Annotated in this window: 15 protein-coding genes; 5 read left to right on the top strand and 10 right to left on the bottom strand. The window is 48.3% G+C overall.

All coding sequences use genetic code 11. The annotated features are described in order from the left end of the window. Window positions 1–25 precede the first annotated feature (25 nt). Entirely contained in the window at window positions 26–1,810 is a 1,785-nt protein-coding gene (lnt, locus tag HRI97_RS05470; protein ID WP_253727144.1) for an apolipoprotein N-acyltransferase, read from the top strand. A gap of 137 nt (window positions 1,811–1,947) precedes the next feature. Here the strand turns inward: lnt and HRI97_RS05465 are convergent, their stop codons facing one another. Together HRI97_RS05465 and HRI97_RS05460 are read right to left on the bottom strand one after the other, a co-directional pair. Beyond that, a complete protein-coding gene (locus HRI97_RS05465) occupies window positions 1,948–2,898 on the bottom strand; it encodes an AEC family transporter (protein WP_253727143.1) in 951 nt (316 codons plus the stop codon). Window positions 2,899–2,953: 55 nt separating this feature from the next. Beyond that, complete coding sequence (locus HRI97_RS05460; protein WP_301338908.1) at window positions 2,954–4,675, bottom strand: malolactic enzyme; 1,722 nt, start codon at window positions 4,673–4,675, stop codon at window positions 2,954–2,956. A gap of 144 nt (window positions 4,676–4,819) precedes the next feature. Between HRI97_RS05460 and HRI97_RS05455 the strand changes: the two genes are divergently transcribed. The 4 genes from HRI97_RS05455 (at window position 4,820) to HRI97_RS05440 (ending at window position 8,471) form a co-directional block, all read left to right on the top strand. Continuing rightward, window positions 4,820–5,287, top strand: coding sequence for a YegP family protein (locus HRI97_RS05455; protein ID WP_253727141.1), 468 nt, complete (start codon window positions 4,820–4,822; stop codon window positions 5,285–5,287). A 147-nt stretch (window positions 5,288–5,434) separates the two neighbouring features. Next, the gene (locus HRI97_RS05450) at window positions 5,435–6,727 is read left to right on the top strand and encodes an NCS2 family permease (protein ID WP_253727140.1); all 1,293 of its coding nucleotides are present in this window, start codon (window positions 5,435–5,437) and stop codon (window positions 6,725–6,727) included. Between the two features lie 3 nt (window positions 6,728–6,730). After that, window positions 6,731–7,225, top strand: a complete 495-nt coding sequence (locus HRI97_RS05445; protein WP_021331447.1) for a deoxycytidylate deaminase — start codon at window positions 6,731–6,733, stop codon at window positions 7,223–7,225. A 142-nt stretch (window positions 7,226–7,367) separates the two neighbouring features. Next, entirely contained in the window at window positions 7,368–8,471 is a 1,104-nt protein-coding gene (locus tag HRI97_RS05440) for a leucine-rich repeat domain-containing protein (RefSeq protein WP_253727139.1), read from the top strand. 61 nt (window positions 8,472–8,532) lie between these two features. On the opposite strand, the gene HRI97_RS05435 is transcribed toward HRI97_RS05440, so the two are convergent. From HRI97_RS05435 to HRI97_RS05400, 8 genes are all read right to left on the bottom strand, one after another. Beyond that, window positions 8,533–9,324, bottom strand: coding sequence for a DNA adenine methylase (locus HRI97_RS05435; RefSeq protein ID WP_253727138.1), 792 nt, complete (start codon window positions 9,322–9,324; stop codon window positions 8,533–8,535). Between the two features lie 386 nt (window positions 9,325–9,710). Continuing rightward, window positions 9,711–11,072: a hypothetical protein gene (locus HRI97_RS05430; protein ID WP_253727137.1), complete on the bottom strand. Its 1,362-nt coding sequence runs from the start codon at window positions 11,070–11,072 to the stop codon at window positions 9,711–9,713. A gap of 8 nt (window positions 11,073–11,080) precedes the next feature. After that, window positions 11,081–11,638: a YmfQ family protein gene (locus HRI97_RS05425; protein ID WP_253727136.1), complete on the bottom strand. Its 558-nt coding sequence runs from the start codon at window positions 11,636–11,638 to the stop codon at window positions 11,081–11,083. Beyond that, window positions 11,625–12,701: a baseplate J/gp47 family protein gene (locus tag HRI97_RS05420; protein ID WP_253727135.1), complete on the bottom strand. Its 1,077-nt coding sequence runs from the start codon at window positions 12,699–12,701 to the stop codon at window positions 11,625–11,627. Before HRI97_RS05420 ends, HRI97_RS05425 begins: the two co-directional genes overlap by 14 nt. Next, complete coding sequence (locus HRI97_RS05415; protein WP_253727134.1) at window positions 12,688–13,029, bottom strand: phage GP46 family protein; 342 nt, start codon at window positions 13,027–13,029, stop codon at window positions 12,688–12,690. Before HRI97_RS05415 ends, HRI97_RS05420 begins: the two co-directional genes overlap by 14 nt. Next, the gene (locus HRI97_RS05410) at window positions 13,016–13,567 is read right to left on the bottom strand and encodes a hypothetical protein (RefSeq protein ID WP_253727133.1); all 552 of its coding nucleotides are present in this window, start codon (window positions 13,565–13,567) and stop codon (window positions 13,016–13,018) included. Before HRI97_RS05410 ends, HRI97_RS05415 begins: the two co-directional genes overlap by 14 nt. Continuing rightward, window positions 13,564–14,691, bottom strand: a complete 1,128-nt coding sequence (locus tag HRI97_RS05405; protein WP_253727132.1) for a hypothetical protein — start codon at window positions 14,689–14,691, stop codon at window positions 13,564–13,566. The genes HRI97_RS05410 and HRI97_RS05405 overlap by 4 nt, the downstream gene beginning before the upstream one ends. Next, complete coding sequence (locus HRI97_RS05400) at window positions 14,684–15,994, bottom strand: DNA circularization N-terminal domain-containing protein (protein ID WP_253727131.1); 1,311 nt, start codon at window positions 15,992–15,994, stop codon at window positions 14,684–14,686. The genes HRI97_RS05405 and HRI97_RS05400 overlap by 8 nt, the downstream gene beginning before the upstream one ends.

Below are 15,994 nucleotides of genomic sequence, written 5' to 3'. Positions count from 1 at the left end.
TTATAATATCCCGTATTGTATACTAATGAGTAACTTTTTACAAGTTTTCCGCGTGATTTTTTCGGCGATTCTCGTATCTCTGGCCATTCCGAACGAGTTTTTTTTGCTCGGATGCCCCTCTATCGCCCTCATTTCGCTCATTCCGCTCTATATCGCCGTCGCCGAATGCCGTTCCTATCGAAGCGCGTTTCGGCTCGGTGCCCTGCATACGTTTTCCGTCCATCTGTTTTCGAGTTTTTGGCTCGCCTTTTTTAAAGATTTTGCGATTTTTACCCTCGGCGCATCGGCTGTCGGTACGGGCCTCATCGGCGGCATTTTGGGGCGTATGCTCTACGTCCCCTACGCACGGTACGGCGGATGCAAAAGGCTTGTAAAGGGAGCGGAACCGGCGTCACAAAAATATCTTGCCGAAGGAGCGGGACTTTCATCTTACGGCATTCCGTTCCGCGTCTTTTGGTTTTCGTGTGCATACACGCTCTACGAATGGTATAAAGCGTCGGGAACGGGCTTTCTCGCATATCCGTGGGGCACGCTTTCGTCGAGCGCATTTCCGTGGCGGCTTTTTATGCAGATCGCCGATCTCACAGGCGCATACGGCGTTTCGTTTTTGTTTGCGCTGTGCTCGGCAGTCTGCGCGGAAGGCATTTTGCTGCTCAAGCGTGCGCCGCATCTCATTGCACCGGGCGTTTCCCTTTCGGCGCTCAAACGCACGGCGGGCGTATGCATCGCCCTCTTTGCGCTTTCGTTTTTATACGGAGCTTTTCAATACGCAAAACCGCGCAAACCCGAAAAAACACTCAACGCCGTCTTAGTGCAGCAAAACAGCAATCCTTGGAACGAAACGTCGGACGAAGCGTCGATCATGGCATCGGAAAAACTGAGCGAAGAAAAAATAAACGAATTGAAAGCGGAAGGAAAAGATGCACACATCGTCGTTTGGAGCGAAGGCGTTCTTCGTCACTCGTTTCCGAACGGCCAAGCCTATTATTCGCTCTACCCTCCCGAAGAGCCGCTTGTGCGCTTTATCGAAAGGATGCACGTGCCCTTTATCATCGGCGGTCCCTACGTCGCGGAAGGCGAAATACGCAGGCTGAGCAACGCTTCTCTTCTCTTCGATGCAAAAGGCAATTTTCGGGGCGCGTACGAAAAGATTCACCTCGTGCCCTTTGCCGAAGTGCTCCCCGGAGAAGAATACGAATGGGCGGTCAATCTGATGGATAAGCTCGTCGGAATTTCGGCCGGATGGAAAGCGGGCGATCAATACGTCCTCTTTGATATTCCGTGCGAACGGAACGAAGGGCGCGCAAAGAGCGCGTCGAAAATCGTATCGCTTGCAAAAGATGCCGGAGATGATGCAGTAGGAAAAGAGATGCCTCTTGTGCGCGTCGCATCGCCCGTCTGCTTCGGAGACGCTTTTCCGTCGGACGTGTGCGGCCCGCTTCACCGGTACGGCAGCGACGTATTTATCAACATAACCGACGACTCGTGGTCGAACACGAAGTCCGCCGAATATCAACACTTCGTCATCGCCTCCTACCGCGCGATCGAATACCGCACCACGCTCGTGCGTTCGACGAACGCCGGCTATTCGGTCGCCCTCGATCCGGCAGGAAAGATCGTCGCCGATATGCCGCTTTTCAAAAGAGACGCGCTCGCCGTTTCGATTCCCGTCTACGAACATTCGACGACGGTCTACGCGCTTTTCGGAAATTGGCTCCCCTTCGTCTTCGGCGTTTTAATAATCGCCTACTGCCTCTACGTTTCGCTCGCCTTCGTTTTCGGCGACGACTTTATCTACGAAGCGCATTAACAGCAAAGAATACTTTCCGAGGAATATAGGCGAAAAATATAAAGTATCAATGGGTGAATTAAAAAAGCATTGACAAATAAGAAATTTGAAAATATTTTCCTTAACTTCATTTTTATCCGAAACGAGTAACAAATTCCTCACGAAACTAACAGCATAACAACGGGAATCACCGCGATAAATAAAATGGTGCTTGTTGTCACAACGTTCGTTGCATACTCAACGTCACCCTTGCCTTCATCGGCCAATATCGGCAAAACTGTTAACGCCGGTACAGCAGCTTGAACAATTAATGTCCGGCGCAAAACGCTGTCGATTATCATCCCTGTCTCGGCGGAAACAAATATAATAAATGCCGTCACCAGCGGACTCAACACAAATTTTCCAAGGAGCGCCGTCACGGTATCCCTGTCGAAATGAATGCTCTTTAAGCCGGCCTTCGATAAAACAACTCCGATATAAATCAATGAAAGCGGCGTTACAAGATTCCCGAGATAGGTAAAAATGTCCGTTATCATCGCAGGAATTGTAATTCCCGATAATAAAACAGCGATTGCAACGATGAATCCGATGATAGGCGGAGATAAAATCTTTTTGAAATTGATTTTTCTGCAGGAAACGCTGTCCGCTTTGGAATCGTTCGCAATAAGGATGGAACCTATCGTCCATGTCGATATCGTGTTCAATACGTAATATACGAGAAAATATTTGACTGCAGCCTCTCCAAACAGCGCTTCATTCAAGGGCATTCCGATAAAAATCGTATTGGCATTCACAATGGTGTTGACAAATATCCCTCGCCTCCCCTTAGGGATCTTTGTAACCTTCATGAGAAAAAAAGCAAATACATAATTAACTGCAAATGCGGCAGCTCCGATTAACAAAGGAAACGCAAGAGTTTTAAATTCGGACACGGTCAGGTTTTTTGTGACGGAAATAAAAACGGATGCCGGCAATGCGATGTTCATTATAAGATAGGATACATTCGCATTGAATCCGTCATCAATTCTTTTTTTTTGATGAATCAAGTATCCGATTACGACCAAAATTATAATCGGTACGATGCTTTTTATGACATCAACAATTACCATAACCGCCGCCGCTTGCCCGTATAAGCCTCTGTATCAGCCTTACCTTTCCCGTATTTTAATATTCCGGTTTCCAGATACAGGCTTTGACCGTTTTTTCCACATTATCCGTTGCAACGCGGTTTAATTTTTGACGGATGGCACACGAAGCAACCGCAACTGCAACCGCTTCGGAAAATTCCGTCAGCCGTGCTACCGGCGGTAAAACCGCCTCTCCGGGCTTACCGGTTTCGAGAAATGCTCCAAGCGAGTGTGCGGCTGCCGAGATCATTTCATCGGTCATGAGTTTTGAATTTACCGCGATACTGCCTAATCCCAATCCCGGATAAATCAATGCATTGTTCGCCTGTCCGATTGTGTACGTGACGCCTTTGTATTCTACCGAATCGGCAGGAATTCCCGTTGCCACCATGGCTCGCCCGTCAGACCAATGAATCAAATCCGAAGCGGTAGCTTCCGCAAGTTCCGTAGGATTGCTGAGCGGGAAAATAATCGGGTGCTCGCACCATGACGCCATAGCGCAAACGATCTCTTCCGTAAAGGTTCCCGGTGTTGTCGATGTTCCCACAAGAATCGTCGGCCGAATCGCCATAACCGCTTTTGTAAGCGAGGTAAGATTTACGGCGTCGGCAAATTCGCTGCGTTTCCGAGCAAACGGTTTTTGCTCGGGTGTCAGATCGTCCATGTCATCGAACAAAAGTCCTTGCTTATCGACCATATAAAAATGACTGCGGGCTTCGTCTTCGGAAAGCCCCTCGGCAACCATTTCCCTGAAAATACGATCCGTAATTCCGGCTCCTGCAGTTCCCGCACCGAAGCACAGATATACCTGCTCCGTAAGCTTTTGCCCGTTGATTTTCATAGCGCCGAGGATTCCCGCAAGCGTAATGATACCGGTTCCTTGGCAGTCATCGTTGAATACGGGGAAAGTCTTCCGATACGTTTGCAAAACCTTTGCGGCGTTCGATCTGCCGAAATCTTCAAAGTGAAGGTATAAGTCGGGGAAAAGTTTTTCCGCCGTCGTTACAAATTTATCGATAAAGCGGTAATATGTGTCGCCGTATATTCTCTTGTGGCGATTACCGAGATAGAGCGGATCGTCCAGCAGCGTTTGCCTATTTGTTCCGCAATCCAGTACAACCGGCAGCACTGTTTTCGGGTCAATTCCTGCGGCGGCAGTATAGACCATCAGTTTGCCTACGGAGATGTCAACGCCGTTCGTCCCCCAGTCGCCGATACCGAGAATTCCTTCCGCGTCTGTAGCAACGATAAGTCTGATATGTCTTCCGCCTGCGGCATGCCGAAGCGTATCTTCAATTTGCTCCGGAGCATCAATCGACAAAAATGCCGCCCCCTGCGTATCGACAAACTGTTCGCTGTACTGCTCGATACTTTCCGCGATAACCGGATCATAAACAATCGGCATCAGCTCCACAATGTGTTCATGAAATACATAATAGAAAAGTGTTCGGTTGTGATTGAAGATATCCATAAGAAATCTTCTTTTTTCTATTCCGGAATTCTTTCGTTCCATCTGGCGGTAAATTCTGTCGGCCTGCGTTTTAATATCGTCAATACACGGCGGTAGCAATCCTTCCAGATGATACTTTTTCCTCTCTTCGACAGAAAATGCCGTTCCCTTGTTCAAAAACGCATCGTTGATAAGATCATACCCATATTTTTCCATAAAGATTCCTCCATGATTTTCATTTACAGGATTACGGATATTCGTTTCAGCAAAAAGTATAACACGGGTCCAGCGTGTTGTATAGTCGAACATCGATTAACAAAAATCCGCACCCGTGCTCCGCTGATTAATAGAACATCGTACCTTTTTGTCCCGCGGCAATACTGAAGCGATGACAGCTTGTCACGCGCTCGATTTATTTTTATAATAAACGCGATAAAAGGAGGCACCATTGCCATGAGCAAATTTATCATCAAAAAGGCAAAGACCGGACTTATGTTCAACTTTGTCTCGTCGAACGGCGAAGTCGTTGCAACATCGGAAGTGTACACGACGAAAAAAGCGTGCAAAAACGGTATCGCAAGCGTTCAGCGGAATGCGGAATCCGACGTCGAAAACCTTGAGGACAAGGCCGGCGTTCACGTCAAAGGCGCAAAGTACGAAACGTATAAAGACAAGCGCGGCGAATTCCGTTTCCGCCTCAAGGCGACGAACGGACAGATCATCGCCGTCGGCGAAGGTTACAAAGCGCTCGCAAACTGCATGAACGCGATCAAATCGATCAAGACGAATGCGAAGAGCGCCGAAGTCGTCGACGAAACGAAAGCCGAAAAAGCCGATGCCAAAAAGCCCGCGTCAAAAAAGCCTTCAGGCAAAGCGAAAAAAACCGCGTGTACCGGCTGCGGCTGCAAATCGAAAAAATAAATAACCGCTTAAAGCAAGCGGCAAAGAACTGTTCGAAAACCGAAAGTTTATCGGCTTGTTCTGAATCGACGGGCTGTTGAAAAAGCAAACACCTTTTGAGACAGCCCCTTTTCATTGCCTGAAACAGATTGAGGAGATTTAACAAAAATGGAAAAATTTTTCAAATTGAAAGAGCGCGGAACGACGGTTCGCACCGAAATCACCGCCGGCTGCACGACCTTTTTGGCGATGGCCTATATCCTCGCCGTAAACCCCGCGATCCTTTCTCAGACGGGTATGAATGCGGCAAGCGTCTTTACCGCGACGGCGATTGCGGCGGGCATCGCGACGCTCGTTATGGCATTTACCGCGAATCTTCCGGTAGCCCTCGCACCGGGCATGGGACTGAACGCATTTTTTACGTTTACCGTCGTTTTGGGTATGGGCTATTCGTGGCAGACGGCGCTCACCGCCGTTTTTCTCGAAGGCATTTTATTTATCGTCTTATCGATTTTTAAAGTCCGCCAAGCGCTCATCAAAGCGATTCCGGCAAATTTAAAAAAAGCGGTCGCAGTCGGCATCGGTTTATTTATCACGCTCATCGGTCTGCACGACGGCGGCATCGTTTCAGGAGATACCGGAACGATCATCGGGTTCGTACCGATGAAAGGCGCCGCACTCGTTGCGATCATCGGCCTCGTCATCACGATCGTTTTACTGTGTTTGAAAGTAAAAGGCGCGATCATCATCGGCATGATTTTGACGACGATCATCGGCTACCCCTTCGGCGTGACAAAGATTCCCGAAAACTTCAGCCCCCTCTCCCTTCCCGCAGCTCCGCTTTTCTTTCAGTTCGATTTTTCGACGGTGCTTTCGCTGAAATTTTTTACCGTATTTTTTACCTTCCTCTTCGTCGATATCTTCGACACGATCGGGACGCTCATGGGTATTGCAGAACAGAGCAATCTGAAAGATAAAAACGGCGACATCAAAAACGTCAACGAAGCGCTGCTTTCCGATGCGATCGGAACGGTCGTCGGAGCCGCGCTCGGCACGTCGACGATAACGAGTTTTGTCGAAAGCACGGCGGGTGTCGCCGAAGGCGGGCGCACGGGACTCACATCGGTAACGACCGCGCTCATCTTTTTTATCGCGCTCTTTTTGAGCCCCCTCTTTTTGCTCGTGCCCTCTGCAGCATCCGCTCCCGCTCTCATCATCGTCGGCTTTATGATGATGAGGGCAGCCGCGAATATCGAGTTTACCGATCTTTCCGAAGGCGTCCCCGCTTTTATCACGATCATGACGATGCCGTTTTCGTACAGCATCGCAACCGGCATTTCGTGGGGCGTTATGAGCTACGTCGTCTGCAAAGCCGCTTCGCGTAAACTCAAAGACATCTCCCCGCTCACGTGGGTGCTCTTTGTCGTCTTCGTCGTAAAAACCGTCCTCGACGCAGTGTAAACTATGGCCGACGAAACGAAATACGCGCGCCCGAGCTGGGACGAATATTTTATGGAAGTCTGCCGCACGGTCGCAAAGAGGGCAACCTGCGACCGCGGCAGAAGCGGCTGCGTCATCGCGCGCGACAATCAAATCCTCGTGACGGGCTACGTCGGGAGCCCCGCGGGGCTTCCCCACTGCGACGACGTCGGACATTTGATGCGGAAAATGATCCACACGGACGGCACGATTTCACAGCACTGCGTCAGAACCGTACACGCCGAACAGAATGCGATCTGTCAAGCGGCAAAGCGCGGCATCGCGATCGACGGCGCGACCGTGTACTGTAAGATGACGCCGTGCAGAACCTGCGCAATGCTCATCATCAACTGCGGCATAAAGCGCGTCGTATGCGAAATGCACTACCATGACGAAAAAGATTCGCTCGATATGTTCAAACAGGCGGGTATTCCGATCGAACACGTAAACGACAAAACGCAAACCTACACGAATATGTAGTGCAAAATTTGTGAAGACATGATATACTATGCATACTGTAATCAGGAGGTTTATGATGGATAAATCAAAATCGTCCCTTCTTATACGTTTGTATAGGTATAAAATATTCGCGAATGTATCTTTATGCCGATTACTCATATCGGTGCTGGTTATTGCAGTATACGCCGCCTCGTTTACCGGTTGTACGAACGGCAGCAGCGGAAGCGGTGCAAACGATGATACGTCTCCGGCAGGACCTTATGTCCGAGTGCCCTTCGGTCCGAACGGCACAACGCTCAATACCTATCTCAAAACAGCAGATCCTGCATCGGACGACGTCTATTACATTGAAGTGATGAATCTTACAAAAGAAGATTTAAAAGGTACAGACGGTTCATTTTCTAGACCCGGTCAGCTCGGAAAAATATTGCAGGCTAATAACGGAAAAAAGGTTGCCGTTAAACTGGGCGGCACTATAGAAGATCTTACGGATATGAGTTCTTGTTTTTACGAGTGCAAAAATCTTGTACGAGTACCTTCCATTCCCTCAGGCGTTACAAATATGCAGAGGTGCTTTTACGACTGCATAAATCTTGAAGAAGCTCCGGAACTTCCTCAAAGCGTAGCGGAAATGAACTACTGCTTTTACTGCTGTACTAATCTTACAAAAGTTTTTAAAATCCCTTCAAGCGTTACTGATATAAGAGGATGCTTTTCCAAATGTACGAATCTCATAAAAGCGCCTGATATCCCTTCGAGCGTTAGGAATATGGATTTCAGTTTTGATAACTGTGAAAGCCTTATAAATCCGCCGAAGATTTATAGCGGTGTTACAAGTATGTCACTTTCGTTCGTCGGATGTAAAAAACTTGCACAGGCACCCGAAATTCCCTCAAGCGTTACGAATATGAACGGATGCTTTTCCGATTGCAAAAGCCTTATACAGGCTCCCGACATCCCCCCAGACGTTACGAATATGGGATACTGTTTTTACGGCTGCACAAGTCTTGCGAAGACTCCTGCCATCCCCTCAAGCGTTACGGATATGGGTTATTGCTTTTTCAAATGTACAAATCTCGTAGAGTGCCTCGATATTCCGGTCGGTGTAACAAATATGCAAAGCTGTTTTGCTAACTGCACAAAGCTTGAGCGGGCTCCCGCCCTTCCCGCGAGCGCTACAAATATAGGATTTTGTTTTGGAAACTGTACAAGCCTTACGTATGTTGAAACAGCCAGAGAAAAAAACGCAAAAAACCGGAGAATATAACTCTGCAAACAATCGCACAGTATGTAACTAAATTACATAAAATATATTCCCCGGGCATATATCAATCCAATTTTATCGGATAATTAGCCGTTAAAACCTCGATTTTTTGTACTGTTTTGCCCAGCTGCGAAGTCATAGGCTTTGCCATTTTTAATTCAACTTGATACCAGCCATATCGTTTCGCCATTGTTGAAAGCCCTTCATTACGAAACGAACTCAGAAGAAACCTTCCATTAATCACTGCAAGCAATGCCAAAAGCTTGTCGAAATCATCTTGATCGTAGCCGTCGTAATGTCCTTGAAAAGAACCGACGTACGGCGGATCGAGGTAAAAGAAAGTGTCTTTTGTATCCCTCGAACGAATAACCCTCAGCGCATCACAGCATTCTATTTGTACGTTCTGCAACCGTATCGCAATCGCTTCGGTAAATTCGCTGCGCTTGTGTGCCAGTTTACGAGTTGCAGCACCCGCTCGGTCATAACCGAAACCTGCGATAAAATTATTACCGAATGAACAGTTGCCCAGCATCCATACCGCCCACGCACGCTTGATACGATCAAACATCTCCGGATTTTCATACACGACTTGCGCATGCCTGTGCAGCTTTCGACTGTGCAAACTGATTGCGACCTCTGCCTGTAAAGCTGAAAAATCACGCTGTAATACCTCATAAAAATTGATAATTTCAGAGTTTATATCGTTGATGATTTCAACTTCAGATGGTACCTTTCTGAAAAATATCGCCGCTCCGCCGATAAACGGCTCGCAGTACACCTTGTGCTCCGGAATAAGCGATACAATTTTGCCGGCAAGCTGTTGCTTACCTCCGTAATATGAAAGAGGAGTTTTCATAGACTAATCCTTAGAATAAGATTGACATAAACCGAAGGACTAAAACCGCCGATCATATACATACCTGTACAGGTCGGGCGGAAGCAGGTTATCCTGTAAGTGTTTACGCACTTATCCGCGGGTTACCGCTCGCGGGTTTCTGCCTGTTACTATCATATTCCGTACCATACGCTTGTATGTGCTAGCCGCTGTTAATTCTGTATATATCTCTAAAAATTGTTAATACTATTTTAGCTTCCGTTTTATCATGGAGCAGGTCTCAACGATCCAGATGATAGCCGCGAAAGACACGTTTTTGATGCCAGCCGATCATCGAATATTTATAAAAACAACCACAGCGAAGTTACTCCTATCAATTTCGCAATGAAAATCTGGTTGCGTACTGCCTAAGCGACACGCAGCCATAATTTTACGCTATAGTTTTCGGGCGTTACGTGTTCGGAGTTGCCGTAAATTGAATTTACCCTTGATGCATCGAAGAGTCGTATGGAGCGATCCTTAACACCATTCCATGCCGCATCACCTTCGTAGCCACCATGATAGAAAGCACCTGTGGCTGTTCCCCCACCGTTATTTCCCGTTGCTACAGAGATTTTTCCTGTGATATTCGGCAGCCCCTCTTGCTGTGCAACTAAATTGCCCGTTTTTTCTACAAAGACAGCCGCGTTGCCCCCTGTCGCGCGGAAAAACGCACCGGCATACTGCTCTTGCAGTTTCCATTTCGTACACACAAACAAATCCGTCGGACTGGTTTGCTGCGGATACTGCACGTATACCTCACCGATCCGCGGGCATGATAATCCTTCCCATTTGCTACCGTTCCAAATGACTGTCTGTATCTGTCCCGCCTGCAAGGTTGAATCTCCGTCGCGCGCAGTTGTCCCGCGTATGGCATGGTCTTTCTGCGTTGAATTAATAATCTTTACTTCAATGCCTGCGTATGTGCCGTTACCCAAAGTCAAAATTACCGGAGATGCAGCTTTCACAACAATGGTTTTGTCGTACTCGATCGTCCCCGTATCGTAAGAGTCGGTGACGGTTATGTGCGTTCCGCCCTGCGTCTCCAACCTCTGCTTTCCGCCATTCCATCGCACAAAGGCACCGTCGCTCATTTCTGAGCTTTCCGCACGCGTCGCAAGCGGCTGCGCATCTCCCTCGTCTCCGACACGCGCCGTACCGGTTTTATCAAAAGCAAGGACACCGTTCTTCGTGCCGTCATAACGTTCGGCAATCAAACCGGCAAGCGCATTGCTCGCCAACGCCGCTATGGCACCTTCGCGCAGGTGTATCATATCTTTTTTTGTGTACACATCTTCCGCGTGTGTGATTTTGTTCGCGCCTTTTTGTATGATATCGCCTTCAACGGTGAGCTTTTTAAGTGCAACGACACCGTTGATGATGTCGTCGATTTCTTTCTTCCGCGCGATATCGGCTTCCATTGCCGGTGCTGCAACTTGCGCACGGCCTTCAGCATCGCGCATAACCCCTTTGTTTGCAGTAGCTGCCGAGACAAACAATTCTGCAAGCTGTGCGGCCGATGTATTGTTCGGCATACCGCCCAGCTTTGTGATCAATCCCGAAAGATTGTCGAGGATGAGATTGATCGTTTCCGCCGGAATAAAACTCGGTTTAACAAGCGGATCGTCAAAACTTCCGTTTGTAAATTTACCGGTGTCATCCACACCCGGCCATTGAACTTGCTCTCCGAAAATTGATATGTTTTGATTCTCCGGATACATGCCTGCCATAAAATCTCCTAGTCATAAAAAAAATAAATAATCATATTCGCTAAAAGCGCCTCTCGTATTGCCCGCTCAAAACCTGTTTTTAAATCCGGATTTTTAATTTCCACTGTGATAAACAAAACGGAAAAAGATGTCGGCGCGCACATACGGTTTATGCCGATACGAGTGTGTCCGAAAAAAGCGGAACGGTAGGGGTAATATACGCGTTTTATTTTTGCCGCATAAAGACCTGCAACTTCCTCCAACACGGAAAGATTGATATGTCCGCGCCGCTTTGTTAAAAGCAACTTCCGCCGTAAATCGAGCGGCAAATCCGTATATACCGCGCCCAACAGTACCCGTTCCCAATCGTCTATCATGGTATCTGCCGTCTTCGGCGTTGCTTCTTGGATCAAAAACGGAAAGCGGTTTTTAAATCGATATAACTCTTCCGCTTGTTCTTCTACCCATTTTGAAACATCGCTTTCAGGATCGTCAAACTGTGCATCCCAATAAACGCCGTACGGGAAGAGCTTTCTGATCGCCTCTTTATATTCGTCCGTACTGTGTACGAGTTTATTTGACGGCAAAGCGCACCGTCCCCCATACCGGATATTCCAATATGGTTGTCGTAAATTCGCCATACGAACCGTTCGTCAGTTCGACTTTTGCCCAGCTGATTTTGATACCGTCTACGATAGCATCCCGAAAGCTGCCTTCCGTATAGCGCACACCCGGACGCGCCGAAGCGTTGAGATAGGTCTTAATACGTTGCTCTGCCGTGCTCTGATTTTCGCTGCTGTTTTCGGCCGCCAGTAACGTTATCGTCATGTCGATTGGACGCAAGGTCGGCGTACGCACGGTGTACAAAACGGGCGGCGCAACTGAATCGATATATGACGTGACTACGGACAAGTTGCCGACTTGTGTAATGCCGTTGAAATGATCGCCGGAAACAACCTGTATCAATAATGCACCGAATATGCCGAAGTTCTTAAACTCGAACGCTTTCGATACATCTGCAGACGAGTCGACCGCCCACGCAGCAAAGTCTCCGATCTTACCGTAGCGCGTCGTGTTGCGAAGCGCGAGCAACACGCGGGAAAGATATTCCTCATCTGTTTCTTCGTCAACTCCGCCGACTATACCGCTTCCAAGCGTAATCGCTTCACTCGAAAGCCCCGTTGGAATTGCCGACGACAGCTTCAGCTTTTGTCCTGAAGCGAGATTTGATGCAGCCCCCGCCTCTTCTGCCTGCAGCCATATTTCCGCTTTACCGGTGCTGTCTATTTTTGTTGCTTTATCGGTAAAATACCGCTTACCCGATGCCGATGTGTACACAAGACCCGACGGAACGGCCGTTCCCGGAACTCCTTTAACTTCGGCCTGTCCGACCGCCGATACCGCATACAATGGCGGAACTCTATCCGACCAGTGCATTCGAAGATAGTCGCCTGTTGCCGTGTCGGGAAATAACTGATCAGCCAAAAACGACAGATCACCCAAAAGCTGGTGATACATCCCCGCCTGTACTTCCGAAAGGACTCGAATAAGATTGTGCCGCGCGGTTTGATCAAGCGGTTTAAATCGGCTCATATACGCCGCATACATGCGGTCAAGCAAAACCGCAAGCGATTCTCTAACTAACGCCATGCCATACATCCTTTATAAAAATCGTTCCGCCGTCGCCTTTTGTAATCGTCAACGCATAATCGATTTCGTTTTTGCCGCGACGCTCAGCCGTACATTGTATGTCTTTTACAAGTCCATCCTGTTTGAGCCACGCAAGACTTTCCAAAATCGCCGTGCGAACTTTGCCGGCCGTCGTTCCGTCAACTTTTCCTTCCTGTCGAAGCACCCACAGCTCCGAGCCGAACGAGGAGTCTGCCCACCAGCGCCCTTTATCGGTTCCGATGCTCATCGCGACAAGCTCTTTAATATCTGTCCAGTTTTCAAGTTTTACCGGTTCAGCCTTGCCCATGCTGTACCTTCTTGTTTTCTATCTGCGAGAAATTTTCTTTATTTACGAGCATTTCAAGAGAGGCAATCATGTTCGATTTAAAAGTCGCTCCTCCGTCTTGCGGAGAGACTGCCGCCGTTTTAACCGCATTGATGATGCCGTCTATGCGGGCGGTCATCTTTGCAAGCTCCTTTTTTAATTCCTCGATCTTGATAAGACCGCCGAAGTCCGTACCGTTGAGTTCTACGGTTTTATCGGAGCGGACGATTACAAAGCTGCCGTCTTTGCTCCATAAAGCCGCATCCCCGTCTTTGAGTTCCGGCGCACCGTCAACGGAACATATCGGAAGCAGAACATACGAACCTGCGTTTCCGCCTTGACTTAAAACGACAGCTTTTCCTTCTTTTGCTTTTGCAAAAAAACCGTACTGGAACAATTCTTCCGTTTCGATCGTGCGGCAAAACTCCGTTTCAACCGTTACGGTTTTATCGTCGCGAGTTTTTAAAATGCCGAAGTTGAAGACGTTTCGTATCTTTGCATACAGCTCGCTCAAATTCATTTTTTCACCTGTATGGGAGTTATATTGTGTTTCGCGGCAATCTGCTCAAGCCGGGACATCTTTCCCGTCTTTTTAGCGGCAATCGCAGCCCCTTCTTTTCCCATGTATACTTCAGGATTTACCAAGCTCACCGTGCAGTCAAAAGCGGTCGGTTCTGCGCGATATTCGACTTCACTGATCATCATTTTACCGTCAATACCGGCCGACGGTATGTAAACAGGGATTAGGAAATTCGGATTGAAAAAAAGCTCTTTTTCTTCCGTACTGCCGAAACTTTTGATCTGCTCGTCGGTCAAGCCCCAGCCTGAAACGGTTACTTTTATCGTCCGCTTTCGGCGGCGGTATAATTCGATCAATGCGCGACGTTTTGCCTTTTCCTGATCGAGATTGAAGTCTGAAAGATTGAGCGTTAAAATCCGTTTGTTTTTACAGCGGCCGTCGACTGCGGAACCTTGTACGCCGCTTGAAACGACGACGTATTCGTGATACTGTTCTGCGCCCGCTTCGGTTGTTTCAACCGACTTAATGTTTGTTCCTTCAGCTAAAATGAAATGCCATTGTTCCGCTTCACGACCGGATTTTGTAAGATACAGATCACCCGCTTCGTTTGACGTGAACACATAGCCTTGATTGTCCGCAGCATTTAATAATTTCGTCCACGGCGACTCGCAGTCCCATTCAAAACTTGACACCGTTTCAGTGTTATTTTGTCCGCGAGGTAAATGATCCACAATAATATCAAATTGACCGGCAATCGATTTTGCAACAGTTAACAAATCGCTGCCGCCGGCTTTTCCCGTCCATGCGGAATCAATAATGTCCCGCGCCGGAGAGCGTCCCAAAACCGTGATGTATTTCCGACCGTTGTCGGTCGTATCGGTGATCTCGTCGATAAGCACCGTCGTCACTCTGAGGTTTCCGTTGTTATGCGTGATGTATTTGTTGTAAAAACGTACCTCGACCTTATCATGCACCGCGATGTTCGTGCGCTGGCTTACCGGCAATTCAAGCGTAAGGCTGTGGCAAATCTCATCGAGCGACTTTGTAATTTGGATTTTGTTCCAAACAAGAGGCTTAAAGTTGCGCGTACCTGCAGGAGCCGCATTGACAACGATTTTAGACATAGCGTACCGTTCCTTCAAGCACAAAGCTGTCTTCAATACTGTTCAGCGCCCGCAATACAGACTCTTCCGCTCCGAGATAGTGTGCCAGTGCCAACATCGGCATAGCACCGTTGAGCGAGATCGAAAGCTCTTGGCTCAACTGCCGAGAGGCAAGCTCTTTCGATACGGCGATGCGTAAATCGTTTACCGCCTCATAGACAGCAGGCTCACTTCCGTCGACGCTTTGCTCAAGCCGCTCATACAGTGCAAAGAGGTTTGCCGTTTTATCGTATGACTGTGTCGTAATATCCGGGAGCAGTTGTGCCGCACTGTATAAGGCTGCAGCCCTGTACAAGTTTTCCGTTTCCCATTCTGTCATAACCTGTCTAACGGTTACCGCTTCGATCGGCAAACTGTACTTGTATTCTGAAAAAAAACAAAAGAGCGCGTTTTTTTCATTGTTCGCAATGCGAAAAAAAGCAACTGTTTCATCCGCTGCATTTTTAATTTCCGAAATCCCTGTAATAATTTTTCCTGCTGAAGCAAACAATGCTTCGGCGAGAGCTTTCGGTGAACGTATCCCTTGTGCCAAAAGGTTGCTGAGGCGGGAAGCCGCATTCGTCATTTCGTTTAATTTTTTAAAACTGCCTTGTATGCGACCGACCGTTGTAAAAAGTCTTTGCCGTATGAGATTAAATGAATTTACAAGCACTTGGTCTGCGGTATTGCCTCGAAGCCGCTTTTCATACGCATCCGTTATCGCAATTTTTACCGCTTCCGCCGCTTCGGGGACGGTTTTAGTAAGCTCTCCTGTAAGCTCCCAGCGTTTTTCAACGGGGCAGCCGGCTCTGATAAAGGTCAGCTGTATTTTGCATTGCCCCGATTCCTTACCCGATTCCTCGATATCCCAGTCGACGACGATGACGGGAAAGCGTCCCCAAAGCGGGAGACTGAGATATCCGGGAGCGTCGTCCGTCGCCGGAACCCGCAGTGCCTCAACGAGCGCATTCCGATTTTTGATATAGTTGTCTCCGCGCAAAAACCCGGACACGGTGATACCGTGCGGTTTTTCGTTGAGAGCGGTCGAAGACCACAGGCCGAAAAAAGGATACTCTTCCGTGTCGACACTCAAGCCGGCCGAAAGCTTCATACTGTCATAGATAAACGGAACCGGAGTTTTTTTCGGTGCTTGATAGCTTGTCTGCGCCGGAGTATCGCTTGCACGATACACAAGACGCTTTTCATCTTCTCCCCGTGTCGCTCCGTACGCCATCCGCCAGTTTTCGCTTGCAGGAGCGGGCAAGTCTGCGTCCCAGTTATTCAT

Source organism: Treponema socranskii subsp. buccale (assembly GCF_024181585.1).
In the GTDB taxonomy this organism is placed as follows: domain Bacteria; phylum Spirochaetota; class Spirochaetia; order Treponematales; family Treponemataceae; genus Treponema_D; species Treponema_D buccale.
Note: the sequence above shows the minus strand (reverse complement) of the source record. Positions and strands in the feature narration are given on the sequence as shown.

Bases quoted from the DNA above. Each gene is read 5' to 3' on its own strand.
- lnt (WP_253727144.1), top strand. From the start codon at position 26: ATGAGTAACTTTTTACAAGTTTTCCGCGTGATTTTTTCGGCGATTCTC.
- HRI97_RS05465 (WP_253727143.1), bottom strand. From the start codon at position 2,898: ATGGTAATTGTTGATGTCATAAAAAGCATCGTACCGATTATAATTTTG.
- HRI97_RS05460 (WP_301338908.1), bottom strand. From the start codon at position 4,675: ATGTTCGACTATACAACACGCTGGACCCGTGTTATACTTTTTGCTGAA.
- HRI97_RS05455 (WP_253727141.1), top strand. From the start codon at position 4,820: ATGAGCAAATTTATCATCAAAAAGGCAAAGACCGGACTTATGTTCAAC.
- HRI97_RS05450 (WP_253727140.1), top strand. From the start codon at position 5,435: ATGGAAAAATTTTTCAAATTGAAAGAGCGCGGAACGACGGTTCGCACC.
- HRI97_RS05445 (WP_021331447.1), top strand. From the start codon at position 6,731: ATGGCCGACGAAACGAAATACGCGCGCCCGAGCTGGGACGAATATTTT.
- HRI97_RS05435 (WP_253727138.1), bottom strand. From the start codon at position 9,324: ATGAAAACTCCTCTTTCATATTACGGAGGTAAGCAACAGCTTGCCGGC.
- HRI97_RS05430 (WP_253727137.1), bottom strand. From the start codon at position 11,072: ATGGCAGGCATGTATCCGGAGAATCAAAACATATCAATTTTCGGAGAG.
- HRI97_RS05420 (WP_253727135.1), bottom strand. From the start codon at position 12,701: ATGGCGTTAGTTAGAGAATCGCTTGCGGTTTTGCTTGACCGCATGTAT.
- HRI97_RS05415 (WP_253727134.1), bottom strand. From the start codon at position 13,029: ATGGGCAAGGCTGAACCGGTAAAACTTGAAAACTGGACAGATATTAAA.
- HRI97_RS05410 (WP_253727133.1), bottom strand. From the start codon at position 13,567: ATGAATTTGAGCGAGCTGTATGCAAAGATACGAAACGTCTTCAACTTC.
- HRI97_RS05405 (WP_253727132.1), bottom strand. From the start codon at position 14,691: ATGTCTAAAATCGTTGTCAATGCGGCTCCTGCAGGTACGCGCAACTTT.
- HRI97_RS05400 (WP_253727131.1), bottom strand. From the start codon at position 15,994: ATGAATAACTGGGACGCAGACTTGCCCGCTCCTGCAAGCGAAAACTGG.